Below are 23,905 nucleotides of genomic sequence, written 5' to 3'. Positions count from 1 at the left end.
CGATGGGTGTCAAAGAATTGCGAACCGTTCTGATTGCCAACCGCGGCGAGATCGCCGTGCGCGTGATCCGCACGCTCCGGGCGATGGGCATTCGATCGGTGGCGGTCTACAGCGATGCCGATGTCGACGCACGCCATGTCGCCGAGGCCGACGTCGCGATCAACATCGGTCCGGCCGCGGCGCGCGAGAGCTACCTGAATATCTCTGCGATCGTCGACGCGGCCGTACGCACCGGCGCTGACGCCGTTCATCCCGGCTATGGGTTCCTTTCGGAGAATGCCGATTTCGCGGCCGCGCTGGCGGCAGCCGGTATCGCGTTCATCGGGCCGCCGGTCGGCGCTATTCACACGATGGGCGACAAAATCGCCGCCAAGGCGACGGTGTCCGCCTTCGGCGTACCGGTGGTTCCCGGCCTCGCCCGGCCCGGGCTCAGCGACGACGACCTGATCGCGGCGGCCGAGGAAATCGGATACCCGGTTCTGGTCAAGCCGTCCGCGGGTGGCGGAGGCAAGGGCATGCGCATGGTCGAGCGACCGGCCGACCTCGCGGCGGCGCTGCTCAGTGCCCGGCGCGAGGCCGCCGCCGCTTTCGGCGACGACACGCTGTTCTTGGAGCGATTCGTGCTGCGGCCCAGGCATATCGAGGTCCAGGTGCTGGCCGACGGACACGGCAACGTCGTGCACTTCGGTGAGCGGGAATGCAGCCTGCAGCGCCGGCACCAAAAGGTCGTCGAAGAGGCCCCGTCCCCGCTGCTCGATGCCGAGACCCGGGCCCGGATCGGCGCCGCCGCATGCGACACCGCGCGCAGCGTGGACTACGCCGGCGCCGGCACCGTGGAGTTCATCGTCTCGGCCGACCGGCCCGACGAGTTCTTCTTCATGGAGATGAACACCCGCCTGCAGGTCGAGCATCCCGTGACCGAACTGGTCACCGGCTGGGACCTGGTCGAGTGGCAGGTCCGGATCGCCGCGGGGGAGCAGCTCACGGTCGAGCAGTCCGAGATTGCCCTGCACGGTCACGCCATCGAGGCGCGCATCTATGCCGAGGATCCAGCGAACGGCTTCCTGCCCACCGGCGGCGACGTCCTCGCGGTGACCGAGTCGGACGCGGCCGGGGTGCGGATCGACTCGGGACTGTCCGCCGGTATGGCCGTCGGAAGCGACTACGATCCGATGCTGGCGAAAGTCATTGGCTACGGCGAAGATCGGGCCGCTGCGTTGCGCACGCTGGATCGGGCGCTGGCCGATACGGCGGTGCTCGGCGTGGTGACCAACATCGAATTCGTTCGCTTTCTGCTGGCAGACCCGGATGTGGTTGCGGGCCGCCTCGACACGGGTCTGCTGGATCGCCGCGCCGGTGACTTCCGCGCCCGAGCTGCCTCCGACGACCAGTTCATCGCCGCGGCCGCATTGCGCTGGCTGAGCCGGTTCCCCGCGCCGGGCGCCGACTTGTGGGCGGTGCCGTCGGGCTGGCGGGTCGGCCGCCACGCGCCGGTGAGCATCCGGCTGCGGGCGGGCGATCGCGTCGACCACGTCCATATCGTCGGTGGGCCAGAGGGCGCCCAAGTTCGGATCGAGGACGGTGAATCACGTTCGCTGCGGGCCGCTTTGGTGGAGGGCCAACTGGCGGTGACGCTGGACGGACTGCGCGTCATCTACACCGTCGCCGTTCAGGACGGCAAGATCTGGCTGGCCGGTGACGGCGCCGTCGGGGTGCTCGAAGAGGTGCGCGAGGCATCGGTCCGCGAAGACGAGGTACACAGCGGTGACGCCGAGCTGACCAGTCCGATGCCCGGATCGGTCGTCGCGGTCGGCGTCGACGACGGCGCCGGCGTCACGGCGGGCACCGTCGTTGTCACGGTCGAGGCGATGAAGATGGAGCACGCGCTGACTGCGCCCGTCGACGGTGTGGTCGAACTTCTTGTCGCCGTTGGCGATCAGGTGAAAGTGGGCCAGCCGCTGGCCCGAATCCAGGTAGAGGACAGCAACGCATGAGTGACTTTCTGTCGACCGGAACGCTTCCGGACGAGTATCAACAGCTGGCCAAGACGGTCCGCGACTTCGCTCAAACCGTGGTTGCCCCGGTCGCGGCGAAGCACGACGCCGAGCACTCCTTCCCCTATGAAGTGGTGGCCGGCATGGCCGAGATGGGCCTGTTCGGTCTGCCCTTCCCGGAAGAGTGGGGTGGCATGGGCGGCGATTACTTCGCCCTGTGCCTGGCGCTGGAGGAGTTGGGCAAGGTCGACCAGAGCGTGGCCATCACCCTCGAGGCCGGTGTTTCGCTGGGCGCGATGCCCGTCTACCGATTCGGCAGCGACGCTCAGAAGCAGGAATGGTTGCCGCAGTTGGCAAGTGGTGCCGCGTTGGGTGCCTTCGGTCTGACCGAGCCCGGCGGTGGCACCGATGCGGGTGCGACCAAGACGACCGCGCAACTGGACGACGGCAACTGGGTGATCAACGGCTCCAAGCAGTTCATCACCAACTCAGGCACCGACATCACCAAACTCGTCACGGTCACCGCTGTGACCGGGGAGCGGGACGGCAAGAAAGAGATCTCGTCGATCCTGATTCCCGTGCCCACGGCGGGGTTCACCGTCGAACCGGCATACGACAAGGTCGGCTGGAATGCCTCCGACACCCACCCACTGAGCTTCGACGACGTCCGGGTGCCAGAGCAGAACCTGCTGGGTGAGCGTGGCCGCGGCTACGCGAACTTTCTGCGGATTCTCGACGAGGGCCGCATCGCGATCGCGGCGTTGGCCACCGGCGTCGCACAGGGCTGTGTCGACGAGAGCGTCAAGTACGCGCGCGAGCGCGAAGCGTTCGGGCAGGCGATCGGTCGGTACCAATCCATCGCGTTCACGATCGCCCGGATGGAGGCTCGCGCTCACACTGCCCGCACGGCCTACTACGACGCCGCGGCCCTGATGCTGGCCGGCAAGCCATTCAAAAAACAGGCTGCGATCGCCAAGCTGGTCGCCAGCGAGGCGGCCATGGACAACGCCCGAGACGCCACCCAGGTGCATGGTGGCTACGGCTTTATGAATGAATTCACCGTGGCCCGGCATTACCGGGACAGCAAGATTCTCGAGATCGGTGAGGGGACCACAGAGGTGCAGCTGATGTTGATCGCCCGCGAGGTGGGGTTGTGACCGAAGAATTCCGCGAGGTAGTTCAGCGTGGCCTGTGGTTCGAGGAGTTCGAAACCGGGGTGCGCTATCTGCATCGGCCGGGCCGCACCATCACCGAGGCCGACAACGTGTTGTTCACCACCCTGACGATGAACACCCAGGCGCTGCACCTCGACGCCGCGTTTTCCGACGCGCTGCCACCGTTCAACCAGCGGCTGGTCAACTCGATGTTCACGCTCTCGACCCTGGTCGGTCTGTCGGTTGCTCAGCTGACCCAGGGCACCATCGTCGGTAACCTCGGTTTTTCTGAAATCGCCTTTCCCAAGCCACTTTTCCACGGTGACACCCTGTACGCCGAAACGATCATCGTCGAGAAGCGGGAATCGAAGAGCCGACCGGGCGAAGGCATCGTCACGTTCGCGCACACCGGCCGCAACCAGCACGGCGATGTCGTCGCGACCGCTCACCGCAAAACCATGGTGCGAAAGCAGGCCCACGGGGCCGGAAAAGGGCAGGCCTGATGGCGCTGAGCAATCCCGGCCCGGCATGGCTGTTCTGCCCGGCTGATCGCCATGAGCGCTACCAGAAGGCCGCGGCCGCAGCCGATGTCGTGATCCTCGACCTCGAGGACGGCTGCGCGGCCGCCGACCGGCCCGCCGCCCGTCAGGCGTTGGTCGACGTCCCGCTGGATCCGTCGCGAACCGTGGTGCGTGTCAACCAGTTCGGCACCGAAGACCAGGAACTCGACCTGCAGGCACTGAAGAACACGCCGTACGACACCGTCATGTTGCCGAAATGCGAAGCGGTCGAACAGGTCAGCGCTCTGGCGCCGCTGAATGTCATCGTCCTGGTCGAATCTCCGCTGGGCGCCCTGATGGTCACCGAGACCGTTCAGGTGGACAACGCGATCGCCGTGATGTGGGGCGCTGAGGATCTGTTCGCCGTCCTCGGCGGCACGGCCAACCGTTACCCCGACGGCAGTTACCGGGAAGTCGCGCGACATGTCCGCTCGCAGTCGCTGTTGGCGGCGAAGGCCTACGGACGCGTCGCTCTCGATTCGGTGTACCTCGACATCAAGAACCTCGACGGGTTGCGCGGCGAGGTCGATGACGCGGTTGCGGTCGGCTTCGACGCCAAAGTCGCGATCCACCCGAGCCAGGTGCCGGTCATCCGGGCCGGCTACGCCCCGTCACCCGACGAAGTGCATTGGGCACGCGATGTTTTGGCCGCAGCAAGTCACGAGCGCGGTGTCTTCGCATTCGAAGGTCACATGGTCGACGCGCCGGTGTTGCGTCGAGCCGAGCGGATCGTGCACCTGGCAGGCGAAGCCGGTTCCTGACGAGTTCGGTTGCGGCTATTTACGTTTGGCCGCGGCGAGTCGCGCAGCGAACTCCGGCGACTGAATGGAGCGGGCCTGCGGGCCGAGTTCGGTGTTCTTGGCCTGTTCGTGGAGTTCGATGTCGACCGAACCCGGGCTCGCGGTGGCGCGCATGGTTGCCTTGGTGGCCAGTACCACCTCACGCGGCGCGGCCGCCGGGCCGGCCGCCAGTTCCAGGGCCGCCGCGACGGGGTCCTGGGCGATGCTGAGCGCAAGACCATGTCGCACAGCCGATTCGGCGTCGAAACGCATGCCGAAGAGCAGGGCGGCGCGGGCTACCTGAGGTCCGACACCGCGCTGCAGCATCCAGGTGGCGCCACCGCCGGGATGAATACCGAGCTTCTGAAAACGAGCGTCGAACAGCGCATTGGGACCGGCGATACGCACATCTGCGGCCAGCGCCAAGTTCAGCCCGGCGCCCACAGCCGGTCCGTTGACGGCGGCGATGGTCGGCAGCGTGCATTGGCCGACCGCCATGAACCCGTCGTAGAGCTGCCGTAATCCTTCCTCGGCGGCACTGCCGAGGGCACTGAGGTCGGCCCCGGCGCAGAACGCCTTGCCGGCGCCGGTGACGACAACCGCGTGCACCCCGGAATCGGCTTCCGCGCGCTCGACGGCCGCGCGCAACTGCGCCGACGATTCGCCGGTGACGGCATTGCGCCGGTCCGGATCGTTGATGGTGATCAGCGCGACGTGCTGATCGACGCTGTACAGGACCAGGTCGTGGACCATCGGTTACCTCCGCTGATTCGCCGGCGACGGCACGTCGTGCGCCGTCGGAGGACATGAGCCACAGGAATCACACGGGTCACAATGGCACCCGCTTGAGCTGCACCCCCGGCAGGATTCGAACCTGCGACCACAAGATTAGAAGTCATGTGCTCTATCCAGCTGAGCTACGGGGGCCGAGGACTTCAAAGCCAGGTCAGTGTAGCCAAACCAGAAAGTGGGTATACCCGCGCCGCAACGCCGGAGCACCGTGCCTTGGCGGGACGAGTTACTGGGCTAGTGTGAGGCCCGCCACACACGAACGCTGCCGACGGTCATTCCGCGCCAGCCAACGCGTGTGCTCAACGATGAGGAGTGGCAGGGCATGACCGTTGCCTTCGATGTCAGGACGCGATACTCGCGCGCATGTGCCGAGATGCTGCGCCACGGCGCACAGCTCGCCTCCGGGCCGATCGGTGCGTATCGCACCGGTTCACTGCTGCTGCGCGGCTCGCCAACGGTGGCCAGCTTCCTGGCGGGATGGCTGTCGACGGAATTCCCCCCGCACGTCGTCACGGGGCACGCACTGTCCGGTGTGACGCCGCTGTCGAAGGTGGCGACGAGTTGGGCGGCACAGCGCGCCGACCGGGTCCTCACCGACGCGCTGCACGACGCGTTCGGCGCCGACTACCGCGACACGGTTCGGCATCCGATCAGCGACCGTCCGCAGCGTCGGGGCGGCATGCGGCACTCCGCCGGTGGTCACCGCCGCTACGCGGCGCAGACCTCCGACATCGTCTACGGCCCCAATGCCCGCGACAACATGCTGGACATCTGGCGCCATCGGGACGTCAAGGCCGGCGATCGGGCACCCGTGCTCCTGCAGATTCCCGGTGGCGCATGGACCGTCAACGGCAGACGGCCGCAAGGCTATCCGCTGATGGGCCGGATGACCGAGCTCGGCTGGGTCTGCGTCTCGATCGATTACAGCAAGAGCCCGCGCAACGCGTGGCCCGCGCACATCGTCGACGTCAAGCGCGCTCTGGCCTGGGTTCGGGAGAACATCGCCGATTACGGTGGCGATCCCGACTTCATCGCCGTCACGGGCGGCTCCGCCGGAGGCCACCTGGCTGCGCTGGTCGCGCTCACCGCCAACGATCCACGGCTACAGCCCGGCTTCGAGGATGCCGATACGACCGTTCAGGCCGCCGCGCCCTACTACGGCGTCTACGACCTGACCGACCCGGCGAAAATGCACGACATGATGATGGCGTTTCTAGAGCTCTTCGTCATGAAAGAGCAATACGCCGACAGTCCGGAGCTTTTCGAGTCGGCCTCGCCGATCGCGCACGTCCACCGGGATGCGCCGCCATTTTTCGTCCTGCACGGCGAAAACGATTCGGTGATCCCGAATGTGCAGGCGCGGTCCTTCTGCGGTGCGCTCCGCAAAGCCGGTGCCGCCACCGTCGGCTACGCCGAATTGCCCAATGCGCACCACGCTTTCGATTTGTTCGCCACGGTCCGGTCACGGCTGGCGGCCGACGCGGTCGCCGACTTCCTGGGTGTGGTCTACGGACAACATGCCCGGTCGCACGCCGGCGCTCTGGACCAACGCGCCGTATCGACCGGCTAGGCGGCCGGCGCCCGAGCATTTGCTCGGTTCGAATTCGGAAGCACAACAGGATGATTCGCACGCCACCTGAGACGTGTCCGATGTCGCGTTCCGATCCGCACAATCGGCTACCACTGCCGCGCCAACCGGACTAGTTTGGAGTTTGCCTGCAGCGTCCCGGGACGGGGTGCGCGGCCCAGTCGAAACGGGAGGTCTCAGTGGCGATGGCAGCGTTGACGCGGGGAGCGGTCAATGGCTGATCAGGTCGACGCAGCCGGGTTGCCCACGGCGCTGGGACCAGTCGATTACCTCTTACATCGCGGGGAGGCCAACCCCCGGACTCGCTCGGGAATCATGGCGCTGGAGATCCTGGACCGCACCCCGGATTGGGACCGGTTCCGCACTCGCTTCGACTATGCCTCGAGGAAAGCGTTGAGGCTGCGGCAGAAGGTGGTCGTGCCGACGTTGCCGACGGCGTCGCCGCGCTGGGTCGTCGACCCCGATTTCAACCTCGACTACCACGTCCGCAGACTCCGGGTCACCGAACCGGGATCGCTGCGGCACGTGTTCGACCTCGCGGAGTTGACGCTGCAATCGCCGTTGGACATCGCCCGGCCGCTGTGGACCGCGACCCTCATCGAGGGACTACAGGACGGCAAAGCCGCGACGTTGCTGCATCTCTCGCACGCCGTCACCGACGGAGTCGGCAGCGTGGAGATGTTCGCCCACATCTACGACCTCGAGCGCGACCCACCGTCGCAGCCGACACCTGACCAGCCGATTCCGCAGGACCTGACGGCGAACGACCTCATGCGCGAGGGTTTCAACCGGTTGCCGCTCACGGTGGCGAAAGGTGCGGGCGGCGCGCTGTGGGGCGCGGCCTCGGTAGTCGGGCGGGCGGTTTCCCGCCCGAGCGCCGCGTTGTCGGGCGTTCTGAGCTACGCCCGCTCCGGGGCGCGGGTGGTCGGCCGGGCCGCCGAGCCGTCGCCGCTGCTTCGCCGCCGCAGCCTGGCGACGCGAAGCGAAGCGATCGACATCCCGCTGTCGGATCTACGTCGCGCCGCGAAAGCCGGTGGCGGCTCGATCAACGACGCTTACCTGGCCGGCCTGTCGGGCGCTTTGGGCCGCTACCACGAGGCGCTCGGGGTGCCGATTTCGACGCTGCCGATGGCGGTGCCGGTCAGTCTGCGGGCGGAATCCGACGCGGCCGGCGGAAATCGTTTCACCGGGGTGAATTTGGCGGCTCCGGTCGGCACCAAAGATCCGGTGACGCGCATGCAGAAGATCCGATTGCAGATGACCCAGCGGCGGGACGAGCCCGCGATGGACATCATCGGTTCTATCGCGCCGGTTTTGAGCGTTCTGCCCGGGCCGCTGCTGGAATCCATGACCGGATCGGTGGTGGGCTCGGACGTACAGGCCAGCAATGTGCCGGTGTACCCCGGCGATACTTTCATCGCCGGAGCAAAGGTGTTGCGGCAGTACGGTATCGGTCCATTGCCCGGCGTCGGGATGATGGTCGTGCTGATCTCGCGTGGCGGCTACTGCACCATCACGACGCGCTACGACCGGGCTGCTGTTCGTGACGAGGCGCTGTGGGCCCGTTGCCTGCTGGACGGCTTCAACGAAATCCTGGCGTTGGCAGGCGATCCTGTCCCGCAGGCGGTGCCGTCGTCGTTCGCGGCAGAGGAATCGGAGGGCGCGAAGTGACCACTGACAACGTGGATCGTTCCGCGCGCGATCTGCGGCTACCGGGATCGGTCGCCGAGATCATGGCGAGCCCACCGGGACCGAAGGTCGGCGCGTTCTTTGATCTGGACGGGACTTTGGTGGCGGGCTTCACCGCCGTCATCCTCACCCAGGAACGCCTGCGCCGCCGCGACATGGGCGTCGGCGAACTGATCAGCATGGTCACCGCCGGCCTCAATCACCAGCTCGGACGGATCGAATTCGAAGAGCTGATCGGCAAGGCGTCCGCGGCGTTACGTGGCCGCATGCTCAGCGATTTGGAGGAGATCGGCGAGCGGCTGTTCGTCCAGCGCATCGAGTCCCGTGTCTATCCCGAGATGCGTGAACTGGTCCGGGCTCACCTGGCCCGCGGACACACCGTGGTGCTCAGTTCATCGGCGCTGACCATTCAGGTCGCGCCGGTGGCCGCCTTCCTCGGCATCCTCAACACGCTGACCAACAAATTCGAGACCGACGACGACGGCGTCTTGACCGGTAACGTGGTCGCTCCGATCCTGTGGGGGCCAGGCAAAGCCGCCGCGGTCCAGAAGTTCGCCGGCGAGAACGGAATTGACCTCAAAGACAGCTACTTCTACGCCGACGGCGACGAGGACGTCGCGCTGATGTATCTGGTCGGCAATCCGCGGCCGACCAACCCCGAAGGCAAGATGGCCGCGGTCGCCAAGCGGCGCGGATGGCCGATTCTGCGGTTCAGCAGTCGCAGCGGCGGGGGGATCACCGCGCAGTTGCGCACTCTGGCCGGCGTCGGGTCGGTGCTTCCGGTGGCCGCCGGAGCGCTCGGGATCGGCCTGCTGACTCGCAGCCGACGGCGCGGAGTCAACTTCTTCACATCGACGTGGTCGCAGATGCTGTTGACCGCCAGCGGTGTCGAGCTGAACATCCTGGGTAGGGAGAATCTGACCGCGGAGCGTCCGGCGGTGTTCATCTTCAACCATCGAAACCAGGCCGATCCCGTCATCGTCGGCGCGCTGATCCGCGACAACTGGGTCGCCGTCGGCAAGAAGGAGCTGGAGAGCGACCCGATCATGGGCACGCTCGGCAAGGTCCTCGACTCGGTGTTCATCGACCGCGACAACCCGGCCGCAGCGGTCGAGTCGTTGCATCAGGTGGAAGAGCGTGCCCGGCAGGGGCTTTCGATCATGATCGCACCCGAGGGAACCCGACTGGACACCACCACCGTCGGTCCGTTCAAGAAGGGTCCGTTCCGGATGGCGATGGCGGTGGGGATACCGATCGTACCGATCGTCATCCGCAACGCGGAGATCATCGCCGCGCGCAATTCCACCACCATGAATCCCGGAACGGTGGATGTCGCCGTCTTCCCGCCGATTTCGGTCGCCGACTGGACGGTGGAGACGCTCTCGGATCGGATTGCCGGCGTTCGCCAGCTCTACCTGGACACGTTGGCCAACTGGCCGGAAGACGAGCTTCCCGATCACGACGTCTACCGAAGCGGGCCGGCGCGCAAAGCCGTGCCCGCGAAGAAGGCGGCGGCCAAAAAGACCCCGGCCAAGAAGTCCGCCCCCGCAAAGAAAGCCGCGCCGGCGAAGAAGACCCCGGCCAAGAAGACGGCGGCCAAGAAGACCCCGGCCAAGAAGGCTGCGGCCAAGAAAGCCCCGGCCAAGAAGGCGGCGCCATCCAAGGCGACCACGGCGCAACCAGATTCGCCACGGCCGAAGGGCCGGTCGTGACCGCCGACGCCGGCAACGGCTCGCTGAGCTCCGGCCGCAGCACCCTGGTGCTGGCGTCGGCGTCGTCACCGCTCGAGTCGGAGTTGCTGGCCACCTGGCTCGACCAACAACGGGACCGTCACCCGGAGACCAAGCTCGAGGTGCTGGCGCTGCCCGATCAGGACCCGTCGCCCGGCGAGCTGGCGCAACTCGTCGAGCAGCTCGAACTGGACGAGGACCGCTCGATCGTTCCGGTGCGGGTCTTCTGGATGCCCCGGGCTGACGCGACCGCTCTGAACCGGGTATCGGCACTGCTGCCGGGCTGGAATCCCTACCAGCCCAGCGAACGTCGGCAACGGCACATTCTTCGATCCGACCGCTCGCGAGCCCAGGTCGTGGCCGGTGAATCGGCCAGAGTCTCCGAACTCCGGCAGCAGTGGCGCGACATCACCGTGGGGGACAACCCGCGTGAGTTCGCGCATTTCGTCACCCGCCGCGCGCTGTTGGCCATGGAGCGTGCCGAGTACCGAATCCTCGGACCGCAGTACAAGTCACCGCGCCTGGTACGCCCGGAGATCATGGCGTCCGCGCGATTTCGCGCCGGGTTGGAGAAGATTCCCGGCGCCGACCTCGAAAAAGCCGGAGAGATGCTCGATGAGCTCGCCACCGGGTGGAGCCGGGTGTCGGTCGACCTGGTCTCCGTCCTCGGCAGGATGTTCAGCCGGGGCTTCGATCGTGAAATCGACTACGACGAGTACCAAGTCGCGGCGCTTCGCACCGCGCTGGAAGCCCATCCGGCGGTATTGCTGTTCTCGCACCGGTCCTACATCGACGGCGCGGTCATGCCGGTGGCGATGCAGGAGAACCGGCTGCCGCCGGTACACGTATTCGCCGGGGTGAACCTGGCTTTCGGCGTCATGGGACCGCTGCTGCGTCGGGCCGGGACCATCTTCATCCGCCGCAACATCGGTAATGACCCGGTGTACAAGTACGTGCTCAAGGAGTACGTCGGCTACGTGGTGGAGAAGCGGTTCAACCTGAGCTGGTCGATCGAGGGAACCCGGTCACGTACCGGGAAGATGTTGCCGCCCAAGCTCGGGTTGATGAGCTATGTGGCCGACGCCTATCTGGATGGTCGCAGCGATGACATTCTGCTGCAAGGAGTCTCGATCAGTTTCGATCAGTTACACGAGACGGCCGAATACGCCGCCTATGCCCGAGGCGGTGAAAAACGTGCCGAGGGTTTGAGCTGGATGTACAAGTTCATCAAGGCCCAGGGCGAACGGAACTACGGCAAGATCTACGTCCGCTTTCCCGAGGCTGTCTCGATGCGTGAGTATCTCGGCCCGTGCCACGGCGGCATCGCCGACGACGAACCGGCCAAACGACTTGCGCTGCAGAAGATGTCGTTCGAGGTTGCATGGCGGATCCTGCAGTCCACCCCGGTCAATGCGACCGGCCTGGTGTCGGCGCTGCTGCTCACCACGCACGGTTTGGCGTTGACGCTCACTCAGTTGCACCACACGCTGCAGGACTCCCTGGACTATCTCGAACGCAAGAACACGCCGATGTCGACCAGCGCGCTACGGCTGCGCACACCGGAAGGTGTTCGGGCGGCGGTCGATTCACTGTCCAACGGCCATCCGATCACCCGCGTGGACAGCGGCCGCGAACCCGTGTGGCGTATTGCTCCAGAGAACGAACACACCGCTGCGTTCTACCGCAACTCGGTGATCCACGCGTTCCTGGAAACCGTGATCGTTGAGCTGGCACTGGCTTACGCCGCCCGGGTAGACGGGAATCGGCTCGACGCGTTCTGGACTCAAGCAATGCGTCTGCGCGACTTGCTGAAATTCGATTTCTACTTCGCGGATTCGGCCTCGTTCCGCCAGAACATCGCCGATGAGATGGCGTGGAACGAGGGGTGGGAAGCGCAGGTCGCCGCCGGCCCGGCGGAGATCGACGCGGTGCTCTGGGCCAAGCGGCCGTTGATGTCGGACGCGATGCTGAGGGTCTTCTTCGAGGCCTATGAGATCGTGGCCGATGTGCTCCGCGACGCCCCGGCCGACATCGGCGCCAAGGAGCTCACCCAGCTGGCGCTCGGAGTCGGCAAGCAGTACGTCGCGCAAGGTCGGGTGCGCAGCAGCGAGCCGGTGTCGACGCTGCTGTTCGACACCGCACGACAGGTGGTCGCCGACCAGGATCTGCTCGAGCCCGGTCCGGACCTGGCCGAGCGACGGCTCGCTTTCCGCCGCGAATTGCAGGCCATTCTGCAAGATTTCGATCACGTCGCGAAGATCGCGCGCAACCAGTTCGTCGCCCGCGAGGTCGAGTCGCGCGGTGCGAGCCAGGCATAGGTAACGCGCCCGTACTCTTTGGGTATGACGGGTACTGCGGTCGCCACCCGGCGCGCGGCATGGCCGCTGCTCTTCGCGGTGGCGGCGCTGGCCGGTTGCACCGCCGCGGGTATCGGGGTGCTTTCGTTGACGGCCGCTCTGACCGCCACCGGATTGCCCGATCCGGGTCCGGTGACCACGATCGGGCTGCCGTTCGTCCGGGCCGCCGGGGAGGTCGCAGCGGTAGTGGCGGTCGGGTCCTTCCTGATGGCTGCTTTCCTGGTACCGCCGCAGCAGAACGGGGTGCTGGACGCGGACGGCTATCGCGCGCTGCGGGTCGGGACGGTGGCGGCCGGCGCGTGGGCGGTGTGCGCAGCCCTTCTGGTGCCGCTGACCATCTCCGATGTCTCGGGTCAGCCATTCACCGCGAACCTGAATCCGGCGAGCTTGTGGTCGCTGGCCGGCATCATCAACATCTCGGCGGCCTGGCGATGGACCGCGTTGCTGGCCGGGGTGCTGACGGTGGCCAGCCTTCCGGTGCTGCGCTGGTCGTGGACGCCGTTGCTGCTGGCCGGCTCGCTGGTCACGTTGGTCCCACTCGGGCTCACCGGTCATTCGTCGGCCGGCGGTTCCCACGACCTGGCGACCAACAGCCTGTTGATCCACCTCGTCGCCGGGAGCGTGTGGGCCGGCGGTCTGCTGGCGCTGTTGACCCATGTGGTCCGCGGTGGGCAGCATGCCGACCTGGCCGTGCGCCGATTTTCGACGATCGCCCTGTGGTGCTTCGGTGCGATGGCGCTCAGCGGTGTCGTGAACGCCGCGGTGCGGATCCGCCCGTCGGATCTGATTTCCAGTGAATACGGGCGACTCGTCGTCGCCAAATTCGCGGCGCTGTGCCTTCTCGGTGTCGTCGGCTGGCGCCAACGTCGAGCGGGAGTGGTTGCGCTGCAATCAGATTCGGCCTCGCGCGCGAGGCTGACCCGGCTTGCGCTGGTCGAAGCGGTGCTGTTCGGCCTCACCTTCGGCATCGCCGTCGGTCTGGGCCGCACACCGCCTCCGCCGCTGCCGATCGGCATTCCCTCGATCGCCGACGTCAAGATCGGCTACGACTTCGCCGGGCCGCTGACCTTGCTGCGAGTGTTCGTCGATTGGCGGTTCGACCTGATCTTCGGGACCGCGGCGATCGTGTTCGCCGGGCTGTATGTGGCCGGGGTGCGCCGGCTTCGCCGACGCGGTGACGCGTGGCCGATGGGCCGGACGGTGTCCTGGTTGCTGGGCTGCCTGACGCTGTTGTTCGTCACTTCGTCGGGGGTGGGCCGATACATGCCGGCGATGTTCAGCATGCACATGGCGGCGCACATGATGCTGTCGATGCTCGTTCCGATCCTGCTGGTGCTGGGCGGGCCGGTCGGGTTGGCGTTGCGAGCGCTCCCGGCGGCCGGCCGGGGCGATCCGCCCGGTATGCGGGAGTGGCTGCTGGCCGCCCTGCACAGCAGGATTTCGAAGTTTCTGACCAACCCGGTGGTCGCGACGGCGTTGTTCGTCGCCGGGTTCTACGGGCTGTACCTGGGCGGTTTGTTCGACGCCGCGGTCGGCAGCCACATCGGCCACGTGGTGATGAACCTGCACTTCCTGGCCAGCGGCTACCTGTTCTACTGGGTTGTCATCGGTGTCGACCCGACTCCGCGCCCGATTCCACCGCTGGCGAAGGTCGCGGTGGTGTTCGCCTCGCTGCCGCTGCACGCCTTCTTCGCGATCATCCTGATGAGCATGCAGAACGTGCTCGGCGGGAGCTTCTACCGCGCGCTGCACCTGAGCTGGCACACCGACCTGCTGGGCGACCAACGCCTCGGTGGCGGAATGGCTTGGGCGGCAGGCGAAATACCGTTGGCTGTCGTCATGATCGCGTTGATGGTGCAGTGGTCGCGCAGCGACGAGCGCACGGCACGTCGGTTGGATCGCGCCGCCGATCGCGACGAGGACACCGACCTGGTGGCCTACAACGCGATGCTCGCCGAGTTGGCCCGCCGCGACCCGTCAGAGCAACGCTAGGCCCGCCGCCACATTCACCTCGCCGGTCCAGGTCACGAATGTGCGCGCCCACCTCGGCGCGACTACCGGCCGCAGCCGCCGGGCGGTTCATCCACACCTGAGGCTTTGTCCACACCTCCGCCGCACCAGTCGCGAGAACCGGCCGCGATGTCGGCGGCCTCACGGTGAATGGGGTCAGCACAGGCGGCGATGTTGTCGCCATCGAGGAAAGGTGAACAAGAAATGTTCGAAACACCGCTGACCGTGGTCGGCAACGTCGTCAACGACCCGAAGCGCCGCAGAATCGGCGACCAGGAAGTCCTGAAGTTCAGGGTGGCCAGCAATGCCCGCCGCCGGGCCGCTGACGGCACCTGGGAGCCGGGCAACTCGCTCTTCATCACCGTCAACTGCTGGGGCCGGCTGGTTTCGGGCGTCGGTGCATCGCTGGGAAAGGGCTCGCCGGTGATCGTGTCCGGGCACGTCTACACCAGCGAGTACGAGGACCGCGACGGCAACCAGCGGTCGAACCTCGAGATGCGGGCCATCGCCGTCGGTCCCGACCTCTCCCGGTGCATCGCACGCGTCGAGAAGACCGTCTCGTCCGGAGCGGCTGCCCCCGCCGCCGAGGCCGACGAGGAGAAAGACGTCGACGCCACTTCGGCCGAGGAGGCGCCGCTGCCGCTCTCGGCTTGATGGCCCCATGGCGGTGTTGCCAATCCGGCGACGATGCACGCAGCGCGGCAGCGTGAGGAGGAGCCGGAGAAGTTGCCTAGGATGGGGCGCGAGTATTACCTCGCAATCAGAAAGGCAACACCGCCACATGGCTGAGTTCATCTACACGATGAAGAAGGTCCGCAAGGCGCACGGCGACAAAGTCATCCTCGACGACGTCACCTTGAGCTTCTACCCGGGCGCCAAGATCGGTGTCGTCGGCCCTAACGGGGCTGGTAAGTCGAGCGTCTTGCGGATCATGGCCGGGCTGGACAAGGCCAACAACGGCGAGGCATTCCTGGCCAATGACGCGACGGTCGGCATCCTGCAGCAGGAGCCGCCGCTGAACGAAGAGAAGACGGTTCGCGGCAACGTCGAGGAGGGCCTCGGCGACATCAAGGTCAAGCTGGACCGCTTCAACGAGGTCGCCGAGCTGATGGCCACCGACTACTCCGACGAGCTGATGGAGGAGATGGGCAAGCTGCAGGAGGAGCTGGACCACGCCAACGCATGGGACCTCGACTCCCAGCTGGAGCAGGCAATGGACGCCCTGCGCTGCCCGCCGCCCGACGAGCCGGTGACCCACCTGTCCGGCGGTGAGCGGCGCCGCGTCGCGCTGTGCAAGTTGCTGCTGTCCAAGCCGGACCTGCTGCTGCTCGACGAGCCGACCAACCACCTCGACGCCGAGAGTGTGCAGTGGCTCGAGCAGCACCTGGCCGCCTACGAGGGCGCGGTTCTGGCTGTCACCCACGACCGCTACTTCCTCGACAACGTGGCCGAATGGATTCTGGAACTCGACCGCGGCCGCGCGTACCCCTACGAGGGCAACTACTCCACCTACCTGGAGAAAAAGGCCGAGCGGATCTCGGTACAGGGCCGCAAGGACGTCAAATTGCAGAAGCGGCTCACCGAGGAACTGGCCTGGGTCCGGTCCGGCGCCAAGGCCCGGCAGGCCAAGAGCAAGGCTCGTCTGCAGCGCTACGAGGAGATGGCGGCCGAGGCCGAGAAGACCCGCAAGCTCGACTTCGAGGAGATCCAGATCCCGACCGGTCCGCGGCTGGGCAACCTGGTGGTCGAGGTCGACCACCTCGACAAGGGCTTCGAAGGCCGCACGCTGATCAAGGACCTGTCGTTCACACTGCCGCGCAACGGCATCGTCGGCGTCATCGGCCCCAACGGTGTCGGTAAGACCACGCTGTTCAAGACGATCGTCGGCCTGGAACAGCCGGACAGCGGCGTCGTCAAGGTCGGCGAGACCGTGAAGCTGAGCTACGTCGACCAAACCCGCGGCGGCCTCGACCCGAAGAAGAACGTGTGGGAAACCGTCTCCGACGGGCTCGACTACATCCAGGTCGGGCAGAACGAAATCCCCTCGCGCGCGTACGTCTCGGCGTTCGGTTTCAAGGGACCCGACCAGCAGAAGCCGGCCGGTGTGTTGTCCGGTGGAGAACGCAACCGACTCAACCTGGCCCTGACTCTCAAAGAGGGCGGCAACCTGATCCTGCTCGACGAGCCGACCAACGACCTCGACGTCGAGACACTGGGCTCGCTGGAGAACGCGCTGGAGAAGTTCCCCGGCTGCGCGGTGGTGATCTCGCACGACCGCTGGTTCCTCGACCGGACCTGCACGCACATCCTGGCGTGGGAGGGCGACGGCGAGCACGAGGCCAAGTGGTTCTGGTTCGAGGGCAACTTCGGCTCCTACGAGGAGAACAAAATCGAACGTCTCGGAGCCGATGCGGCGCGGCCGCACCGGGTGACCCATCGCAGGCTGACTCGCGACTAGTGTCGGGCGTGCCAGCGTTGGTACGCGTCTGAGGAGCGGTCGTCATGACGGTTGATGCGCATGCCTGGACCAAGTTCAGCGACAGCGACGAGATCCCGCGGTGGATCTCGAATGCCTACTCCGACAGCTATCAAGGCCCCCACCAGGACGATGCCGATGCCGGCGCCGAATCGGCGTCGACTCCGTCGGTGACGCCGGAATTACTGACGGCGCATTACCGGCTCGGCTCCCACCGACCGGCGGGGGAGAGCCGGGTGGCGGTCTACTTGCCCGACGACCCCAGCGGCCTCGGGCCGGCGCTGCAGGTGGTCACCGACGACGGCGCGATGTTGATGGACTCGGTGACCGTGCTGTTGCATCGGCTGGGGGTCGCCTACGCCGCGATCATGAACCCGGTGTTCCGGGTCCGCCGCGACGACGCCGGCGACCTGCTTGCCGTCGGACCCAACGACTCCGGCGACGGCATCGACGAGACCTGGATTCACGTCGAGCTGGCGCCGTCGGTGGATCGCATCGCGCTGCACGAGGCCGAACGTCTGCTGCCGGGTGTGCTGGCCGACCTGAAGCGCGTGGCGGCCGACGCGGCGGCGATGATCGCAGTTCTCGATGAGCTTGCCGACGACGTCGAGTCCAACGCGAACGGCCACTATCCCGGTGACGACAACGCCGACGTCGCCACGCTGCTGCGCTGGCTTTCCGCCGGGCATTTCACCCTGCTGGGGTACCAGCGCTGCCCGGTGCGCGACGGCCGGGTGTCCGGCGACGCGGCAACTGCCAGCCTTGGAGTGTTGCGCCGCCGCAAGGGTTCTCGCCCGCGGCTGACGCTGGACGACGAGTTGCTTGCGCTCGCGCAGACCGACGTGGCGAGCTACCTGCGTTTCGGTGCTTACCCCTACGTCTTCGCCGTCCGGGAGAACGCCGACGGCGAAGTCTTCGAGCACCGCCTCATCGGCCTGTTCACGGTGGCGGCGATGAACGCCGACGTCCTGGAGATCCCGATCATCGCGCGGCGGGTACACGAGGCGATTGCCCTGGCCGACCTCGATCCCGGCCACCCCGGGCAGTTGGTGCTCGACGTCATCCAAACCGTGCCCCGCTCTGAGCTTTTCGCGCGTAACGCCCAAGAGCTGTTGGCGATGGCCAAGTCCGTGGTCGATCTCGGTTCGGGCCGCCGCGCATTGTTGTTCTTGCGCGCCGACCGCCTCGACTACTTCGTCTCGTGCCTGGTGTATCTGCCGCGTGACCGGTACACCACGGCGGTGCGCCTGCAGATCGAGGACATTTTGGTTCGCGAGTTCGGCGGCACCAGTCTTGAATTCACCGCCCGTGTCACTGAATCGCCGTGGGCGCTGTTGCATTTCATGGTTCGGCTGCGTGAAGACAACGCCACGAAAATCGACACCTCCGACGCGAACCGGGTTCGGCTTCAGTCGCTGCTGACCGAGGCCGCACGTACCTGGTCGGACCGGTTGATCACCGAGGCGTCCGCAGCCGACATCAACCCTGTCGAGGCCGAGCATTACGCCGGTGTCTTCACCGAATCGTACAAACAGTTCGTCACACCGGCCGACGCGATCGGCGACATCACGATATTCGACGAACTGACCGACGATTCGGTCAAACTCGTGCTGTCGGACCACGACTACGACGAAACCGTCCGGCTGACATGGTATCTGGGTGGCCGGACCGCATCCTTGAGCGAACTGCTACCGATGCTGCAGTCGATGGGAGTCGAGGTACTCGAAGAGCGACCCTTCACCGTCACCCGCCCCGACGGGCTGCTGATCTGGATCTACCAATTCAAGATCAGTCCGCAACCAACCGTCCCGCTCGCTGGGCCGGGCCCGGAACGCGAAGCCACCGCCCAGCGATTCGCCGATGCGGTCACCGCGATCTGGGAAGGTCGCGCCGAGACCGACCGCTTCAACGAGCTGGTGATGCGCGCCGATCTGACCTGGCAGCAGGTGGTGCTGCTGCGGGCTTACGCGAAGTATCTGCGGCAGGCCGGTTTCGCCTACAGCCAGTCGCACATCGAATCGGTGCTCAACGAAAACCCCTCCACCGCAAGGGCGCTGGTGGCCTTGTTCGAAGCGCTCTTCGATCCCGGCCCGTCGAGCGCGAAGACCCGCGACGCGCAGGCTGCCGCCGTCGCGGTGGCCCAGGACATCGACGCACTGGTGAGTATGGACACCGACCGGGTCCTGCGCGCCTTCGCCGAACTGATCCAAGCCACGTTGCGAACCAATTACTTTGTGACGAGCCAAGATTCGGCACGCATCCAGAATGTGCTGGCGCTGAAGCTGGATGCCCAGCTCATCGAAGAGCTCCCACTGCCGCGGCCCAAGTTCGAGATATTCGTCTACTCACCCCGGGTCGAGGGCGTGCACCTGCGATTCGGGTTCGTGGCGCGCGGCGGGTTGCGCTGGTCGGACCGCCGGGAAGACTTCCGCACCGAGGTGCTGGGTCTGGTCAAAGCGCAGGCCGTCAAGAATGCGGTCATCGTGCCGGTCGGCGCCAAAGGCGGATTCGTGGTCAAGCAGCCACCGCTGCCCACCGGCGACGATGCCGCCGACCGTGACGCGAACCGGGCCGAGGGCATCGCCTGCTACCGGCTGTTCATCTCCGGACTGCTCGACGTCACCGACAACGTCGACCACAACACGCGGGAAGTCAGGCCGCCGAGGGAAGTCGTGCGTCGCGACGGTGACGACGCCTACCTGGTGGTGGCAGCCGACAAGGGCACCGCGACCTTCTCCGACATCGCCAACGACGTCGCCGAGTCCTACGGGTTCTGGTTGGGTGACGCCTTCGCCTCCGGTGGATCGGTCGGCTATGACCACAAAGTCATGGGCATCACCGCCAAGGGCGCCTGGGAAGCGGTCAAGCGTCACTTCCGGGAGATGGGTGTCGACACCCAGACCCAGGACTTCACCGTGGTCGGCGTCGGCGACATGAGCGGTGATGTGTTCGGCAACGGCATGTTGCTGTCCAAGCACATTCGGCTGCTCGCCGCCTTCGACCACCGGCACATCTTCCTCGACCCCGATCCCGATCCGGCGTCCTCCTGGCAGGAACGGCAGCGGATGTTCGACCTGCCCCGCTCCAGTTGGGATGACTACGACACGTCGCTGATCTCCGTGGGCGGCGGCGTCTTCAGCCGCGAGCACAAGTCGATTCCGATCAGTGAGCAGGTGCGCGTTGCACTGGGCATCGAAGACGACGTGCACGAGATGACGCCACCCAACCTGGTCCGCGCGATCCTGCGGGCACCGGTCGATCTGCTGTTCAACGGCGGTATCGGCACCTACATCAAGGCCGAAGCGGAATCCGATTCCGACGTCGGCGATCGCGCCAACGATTCGCTACGGGTCAATGGGAACCAGGTGCGCGCGAAAGTCGTTGGCGAAGGCGGCAATCTGGGGGTCACGGCGCTCGGCCGCGTCGAGTTCGACCTGTGCGGCGGCCGTATCAACACCGATGCGATGGACAACTCCGCGGGTGTGGACTGCTCGGACCACGAGGTCAACATCAAGATCCTCGTCGACGCGGAAGTGACCGCGGGCAAGATCGACGCGGGTGAACGCACAGAGCTCCTCGAGTCGATGACCGACGAGGTCGCCGAATTGGTGCTCGCCGACAACGCCGATCAGAACGATCTGATGGGCACCAGCCGTGCGAACGCCCCGAGCCTGCTGCCGGTGCACGCCGATCAGATCAGGTATCTGGTGGCCGAGCGGGGCCTCAACCGCGAACTGGAGGCGCTGCCATCGGAGAAGGAGATCGCGCGCCGGCTCGAGGTCGGCCTGGGGCTCACCTCACCGGAGCTCGCGACGCTGATGGCCCACGTCAAGTTGACGCTCAAAGACGAACTGCTGGAAAGCGATCTGCCGGATCAAGAGGTGTTCGCACGCAAGTTGCCGCAGTATTTCCCGTCCGCACTGCGGACCCGGAGTGGGCCGGCGATCCGTACCCACCAGCTGCGGCGCGAGATCGTGACCACCATGCTGGTCAACGATCTGGTGGACACCGCCGGGATCAGCTACGACTACCGCATCACGCACGACACCGGGGTCAGCCCGGTGGATGCCGTCCGCACCTACGCGGCGACAGACGCCATCTTCGGCATCGGGCAACTGTGGCACAGCATTCGAGACGCCGGGCTGCCGATCACGGTGTCCGACCAGATGACGCTGGACACCCGCCGCCTGATCGACCGAGCGGCCCGATGGTTGCTCAACTACCGACCGCAACCGCTGGCCGTGGGTGCTGAAATCAACCGGTTCGCAAAGAAAGTCGCGGCACTGACGCCGCGGATGTCGGAGTGGCTGCGCGGTGACGACAAAGCGATCGTCGAGAAGGAGGCCGCGGACTTCGTCCGGCAAGGCGCATCGGACGACCTCGGATACATGGTCGCCGTCGGGTTGTACAGGTACAGCCTGCTGGACATCATCGACGTCGCCGACATCGAAGACCGGGACCCCGCCGAGGTCGCCGACACATACTTCGCGTTGATGGATCGACTGGGTACCGACGGCCTGCTCACCGCGGTCTCCGAACTGCCACGTGCCGACCGCTGGCACTCGTTGGCGCGCTTGGCGATTCGCGACGACATTTACTCGTCGCTGCGCTCGCTGTGTTTCGACGTGCTGGCGGTCGGCGAGCCGGACGAGACCGGCGAGGAGAAGATCGCCGAATGGGAGCACACCAGCGCGTCGCGAGTCGAGCGGGCGCGCCGGACGTTGATCGAGATCTACGAAAGCGGTCAGCGTGATCTGGCCACACTATCGGTGGCGGCGCGCCAGATTCGTTCGATGACGCGTACCAGCGGGCGAGGAGCAGCAGGTTGAGCCAGCCGGCGACGATGCAGAGCAGCGGGATGAGGAGGAGCGGCGCATGACCCAGCCGGGTTTCGTTGCGCCGGTTCCGGTCCGGTGGTCTGACATCGACATGTATCAGCACGTCAACCACGCGATCATGATCACGATCATGGAAGAGGCGCGTGTCCCGTTCCTCAAGCCGGCGTTCGAGGCCGACATCCTCGAAGTGGGTCTCCTGATCGCCGACGTTCGGGTCACCTACAAAGGTCAACTGCGGCTGATCGATTCGCCGCTGCAGGTGACGATGTGGACCAAGCGGCTGCGGGCGGTCGACTTCACCCTCGGCTACGAAGTGCGTTCGGTCAATGCGGCCCCGGACTCCAAGCCGGCTGTGATCGGCGAGTCACAACTGGCCGCATTCAACATCGACGAGCAGCGACTGGTGCGCCTGGCGCCCCATCATCGGGAGTACCTGCAGCGGTGGCTGAGATAGCCGACCGGGGAGTGTGGCTGGGCCCCGACTCCATCGCCGCCCACCGTGCCGACCTGGCCGCCTTCGCCGAGAGGGCGGTGCGACTCGACGCCGCCACCGTCGTCCGGCTACGGGTGCGATCGGCCGGCGAGTTCGGCGCTTGGGCGTCGACGGGTTTGGATGTGCTGGCCAGCAGGGTGGTTGCCGGAGTCGTACGACCCGACGACTTGTCGGTCGGTGCAGACGAATTGGGCAGGGGTTTGGCCGCCATGGACAGCGCCGACAGCTCCGGCTATGTCGATCCGGGCTTCCCGATGGACTCGGCGTGGCGCGGTGCGCTGCCCCCGGACGCCGGCTTCACCCATCTGGACGACGTGCCCGCCCGGCTGCTGCTGGATCTGGCGCAGCGCGGGTCGCAACTGGCCAAAGAGCATGGCAGTTCGCAGGGTCCGCCGGTGTCGCTGCTGGACCAAGAGGTGATCCAAGTCAGCGCGGGCAGCGAATCCGTCGGCGTGCCGATGCGGTGCGTATTCGCTTTGACGGCAATGGGTTTCCTTCCCCAGGACGCCGATGCCGTCGATTCCGACGAGATTGTCCGAGTTCGCATGGCGAAGACATGGCTGCGCGTCGACGCGCGGTTCGGCTCGGTGTACCGCCGCCGGGGCAACCCGGCCGTGGTGCTGCGCTGAGCGGGCCCACGTGGGTGCGGATGTTGACGAGAGGAGAGCGAGGCCGCCGATGAAGGTCGGAGTCCAGATTCACCCGCAGAACACTTCGGTGGCCGACCTGCGGGCCGCATGGCAGGCCATCGACGAACTCGGCGTCGACTCGTTGTGGACCTGGGATCACTTCTTCCCGCCGCTGTATGGCGAACCGGACGACAGTCATTTCGAGGGATGGCAGCTGCTCGCGGCGATGGCGGTCACGACCCAGCGGGTCAGCCAGATAGGGATGCTCGTCACCGGCAACGGCTACCGCAACCCCGATCTGCTGGCCGACATGGCGCGGACCTTCGATCACCTGTCCGGCGGACGCGGTGTCCTGGGCATCGGTGCCGGCTGGAGTAAAAGGGATTGCGTGGAATACGGCTATCCGGTGCCGACGGTAGCGGAAAGCTTCGATGCCCTGGAACTCGGCATCAAGCGAATTCGCCACAGGCTCAGCGCGTTGCAGCCGGGGCCGCTCGGGCCGCTTCCCATCTTGATCGGCGGCAACGGCGAGCGGCGAACGCTTCGGCTGGTGGCCGAGTACGCCGACATGTGGAACGGCTTCGGTGATCCGGACACCTTCGCGGCCAAAAGCGCCGTTCTGGATCGCTGGTGCGAGCGGCTGGGGCGGGATCCGAAATCGGTCGAGCGGACGGTCTGGGTGCCCCGGGCCGATCAAGCGGAGATCGCGGACTTCGTGAGCGCCGGGGCAACGCACATCATCCTGGGTTTACCCGCGCCCTACGACCTGAGCATGGTGCGCCGCCTCGTCGAGCTGCGGGATTGAGCCGCAACGTG

At 66.3% G+C, this 23,905-nt stretch carries 16 protein-coding genes and 1 tRNA gene; 15 read left to right on the top strand and 2 right to left on the bottom strand.

The genetic code is table 11. The features are described 5' to 3' along the window. Positions 1 to 2: 2 nt before the first annotated feature. The 4 genes from ACZYW1_RS22330 to ACZYW1_RS22315 are packed head-to-tail and all read left to right on the top strand — an operon-like array spanning position 3 to position 4,469. Entirely contained in the window at positions 3 to 1,994 is a 1,992-nt protein-coding gene (locus tag ACZYW1_RS22330) for an acetyl/propionyl/methylcrotonyl-CoA carboxylase subunit alpha (protein WP_463788628.1), read from the top strand. Next, positions 1,991 to 3,151 carry an acyl-CoA dehydrogenase family protein gene (locus ACZYW1_RS22325; RefSeq protein WP_463788627.1) on the top strand — a complete coding sequence of 387 codons (1,161 nt, stop codon included), beginning with the start codon at positions 1,991 to 1,993 and terminating at the stop codon, positions 3,149 to 3,151. The genes ACZYW1_RS22330 and ACZYW1_RS22325 overlap by 4 nt, the downstream gene beginning before the upstream one ends. Beyond that, positions 3,148 to 3,651 carry a MaoC family dehydratase gene (locus ACZYW1_RS22320; protein ID WP_463788626.1) on the top strand — a complete coding sequence of 168 codons (504 nt, stop codon included), beginning with the start codon at positions 3,148 to 3,150 and terminating at the stop codon, positions 3,649 to 3,651. The genes ACZYW1_RS22325 and ACZYW1_RS22320 overlap by 4 nt, the downstream gene beginning before the upstream one ends. Next, positions 3,651 to 4,469, top strand: a complete 819-nt coding sequence (locus tag ACZYW1_RS22315; protein ID WP_463788625.1) for an HpcH/HpaI aldolase/citrate lyase family protein — start codon at positions 3,651 to 3,653, stop codon at positions 4,467 to 4,469. Before ACZYW1_RS22320 ends, ACZYW1_RS22315 begins: the two co-directional genes overlap by 1 nt. A 15-nt stretch (positions 4,470 to 4,484) precedes the next feature. Here the strand turns inward: ACZYW1_RS22315 and ACZYW1_RS22310 are convergent, their stop codons facing one another. Continuing rightward, positions 4,485 to 5,240, bottom strand: a complete 756-nt coding sequence (locus tag ACZYW1_RS22310; RefSeq protein WP_463788624.1) for an enoyl-CoA hydratase — start codon at positions 5,238 to 5,240, stop codon at positions 4,485 to 4,487. Between the two features lie 100 nt (positions 5,241 to 5,340). Beyond that, positions 5,341 to 5,414, bottom strand: a tRNA-Arg gene (locus ACZYW1_RS22305). Positions 5,415 to 5,601: 187 nt separating this feature from the next. Between ACZYW1_RS22305 and lipQ the strand changes: the two genes are divergently transcribed. The 11 genes from lipQ (at position 5,602) to ACZYW1_RS22250 (ending at position 23,894) form a co-directional block, all read left to right on the top strand. Next, positions 5,602 to 6,849 (top strand): esterase LipQ, encoded by a 1,248-nt coding sequence (gene lipQ, locus ACZYW1_RS22300; RefSeq protein ID WP_463788623.1) that lies wholly within the window; start codon positions 5,602 to 5,604, stop codon positions 6,847 to 6,849. A 231-nt stretch (positions 6,850 to 7,080) separates the two neighbouring features. Beyond that, entirely contained in the window at positions 7,081 to 8,538 is a 1,458-nt protein-coding gene (locus tag ACZYW1_RS22295) for a wax ester/triacylglycerol synthase family O-acyltransferase (protein WP_463788622.1), read from the top strand. Between the two features lie 62 nt (positions 8,539 to 8,600). Further along, positions 8,601 to 10,268: an HAD-IB family hydrolase gene (locus ACZYW1_RS22290; RefSeq protein ID WP_463788843.1), complete on the top strand. Its 1,668-nt coding sequence runs from the start codon at positions 8,601 to 8,603 to the stop codon at positions 10,266 to 10,268. After that, positions 10,265 to 12,604: a glycerol-3-phosphate 1-O-acyltransferase gene (locus tag ACZYW1_RS22285; protein ID WP_463788621.1), complete on the top strand. Its 2,340-nt coding sequence runs from the start codon at positions 10,265 to 10,267 to the stop codon at positions 12,602 to 12,604. The genes ACZYW1_RS22290 and ACZYW1_RS22285 overlap by 4 nt, the downstream gene beginning before the upstream one ends. A 24-nt stretch (positions 12,605 to 12,628) precedes the next feature. Continuing rightward, positions 12,629 to 14,635, top strand: a complete 2,007-nt coding sequence (locus ACZYW1_RS22280) for a bifunctional copper resistance protein CopD/cytochrome c oxidase assembly protein (protein ID WP_463788620.1) — start codon at positions 12,629 to 12,631, stop codon at positions 14,633 to 14,635. A 222-nt stretch (positions 14,636 to 14,857) separates the two neighbouring features. Beyond that, positions 14,858 to 15,307: a single-stranded DNA-binding protein gene (gene ssb / locus ACZYW1_RS22275; protein WP_463788619.1), complete on the top strand. Its 450-nt coding sequence runs from the start codon at positions 14,858 to 14,860 to the stop codon at positions 15,305 to 15,307. Positions 15,308 to 15,434: 127 nt separating this feature from the next. Then, entirely contained in the window at positions 15,435 to 17,111 is a 1,677-nt protein-coding gene (gene ettA / locus ACZYW1_RS22270; protein WP_463788618.1) for an energy-dependent translational throttle protein EttA, read from the top strand. 44 nt (positions 17,112 to 17,155) lie between these two features. Continuing rightward, the gene (locus tag ACZYW1_RS22265; protein ID WP_463788617.1) at positions 17,156 to 21,958 is read left to right on the top strand and encodes an NAD-glutamate dehydrogenase; all 4,803 of its coding nucleotides are present in this window, start codon (positions 17,156 to 17,158) and stop codon (positions 21,956 to 21,958) included. A 46-nt stretch (positions 21,959 to 22,004) separates the two neighbouring features. Beyond that, positions 22,005 to 22,421, top strand: a complete 417-nt coding sequence (locus tag ACZYW1_RS22260) for an acyl-CoA thioesterase (protein ID WP_463788616.1) — start codon at positions 22,005 to 22,007, stop codon at positions 22,419 to 22,421. Further along, a complete protein-coding gene (locus ACZYW1_RS22255; protein ID WP_463788842.1) occupies positions 22,418 to 23,089 on the top strand; it encodes a DUF8185 domain-containing protein in 672 nt (223 codons plus the stop codon). The genes ACZYW1_RS22260 and ACZYW1_RS22255 overlap by 4 nt, the downstream gene beginning before the upstream one ends. A 49-nt stretch (positions 23,090 to 23,138) precedes the next feature. Further along, entirely contained in the window at positions 23,139 to 23,894 is a 756-nt protein-coding gene (locus ACZYW1_RS22250; RefSeq protein WP_463788615.1) for an LLM class F420-dependent oxidoreductase, read from the top strand. Positions 23,895 to 23,905: the final 11 nt, after the last annotated feature.

This window comes from Mycobacterium sp. IDUB_36, from assembly GCF_055419225.1.
Note: the sequence above shows the minus strand (reverse complement) of the source record. Positions and strands in the feature narration are given on the sequence as shown.

What these genes read in the sequence shown, in the direction of transcription:
- ACZYW1_RS22330 (WP_463788628.1), top strand. Translation starts at nt 3, where the DNA reads ATGGGTGTCAAAGAATTGCGAACCGTTCTGATTGCCAACCGCGGCGAG.
- ACZYW1_RS22325 (WP_463788627.1), top strand. Translation starts at nt 1,991, where the DNA reads ATGAGTGACTTTCTGTCGACCGGAACGCTTCCGGACGAGTATCAACAG.
- ACZYW1_RS22315 (WP_463788625.1), top strand. Translation starts at nt 3,651, where the DNA reads ATGGCGCTGAGCAATCCCGGCCCGGCATGGCTGTTCTGCCCGGCTGAT.
- ACZYW1_RS22310 (WP_463788624.1), bottom strand. Translation starts at nt 5,240, where the DNA reads ATGGTCCACGACCTGGTCCTGTACAGCGTCGATCAGCACGTCGCGCTG.
- lipQ (WP_463788623.1), top strand. Translation starts at nt 5,602, where the DNA reads ATGACCGTTGCCTTCGATGTCAGGACGCGATACTCGCGCGCATGTGCC.
- ACZYW1_RS22295 (WP_463788622.1), top strand. Translation starts at nt 7,081, where the DNA reads ATGGCTGATCAGGTCGACGCAGCCGGGTTGCCCACGGCGCTGGGACCA.
- ACZYW1_RS22290 (WP_463788843.1), top strand. Translation starts at nt 8,601, where the DNA reads ATGGCGAGCCCACCGGGACCGAAGGTCGGCGCGTTCTTTGATCTGGAC.
- ACZYW1_RS22280 (WP_463788620.1), top strand. Translation starts at nt 12,629, where the DNA reads ATGACGGGTACTGCGGTCGCCACCCGGCGCGCGGCATGGCCGCTGCTC.
- ssb (WP_463788619.1), top strand. Translation starts at nt 14,858, where the DNA reads ATGTTCGAAACACCGCTGACCGTGGTCGGCAACGTCGTCAACGACCCG.
- ettA (WP_463788618.1), top strand. Translation starts at nt 15,435, where the DNA reads ATGGCTGAGTTCATCTACACGATGAAGAAGGTCCGCAAGGCGCACGGC.
- ACZYW1_RS22265 (WP_463788617.1), top strand. Translation starts at nt 17,156, where the DNA reads ATGACGGTTGATGCGCATGCCTGGACCAAGTTCAGCGACAGCGACGAG.
- ACZYW1_RS22260 (WP_463788616.1), top strand. Translation starts at nt 22,005, where the DNA reads ATGACCCAGCCGGGTTTCGTTGCGCCGGTTCCGGTCCGGTGGTCTGAC.
- ACZYW1_RS22250 (WP_463788615.1), top strand. Translation starts at nt 23,139, where the DNA reads ATGAAGGTCGGAGTCCAGATTCACCCGCAGAACACTTCGGTGGCCGAC.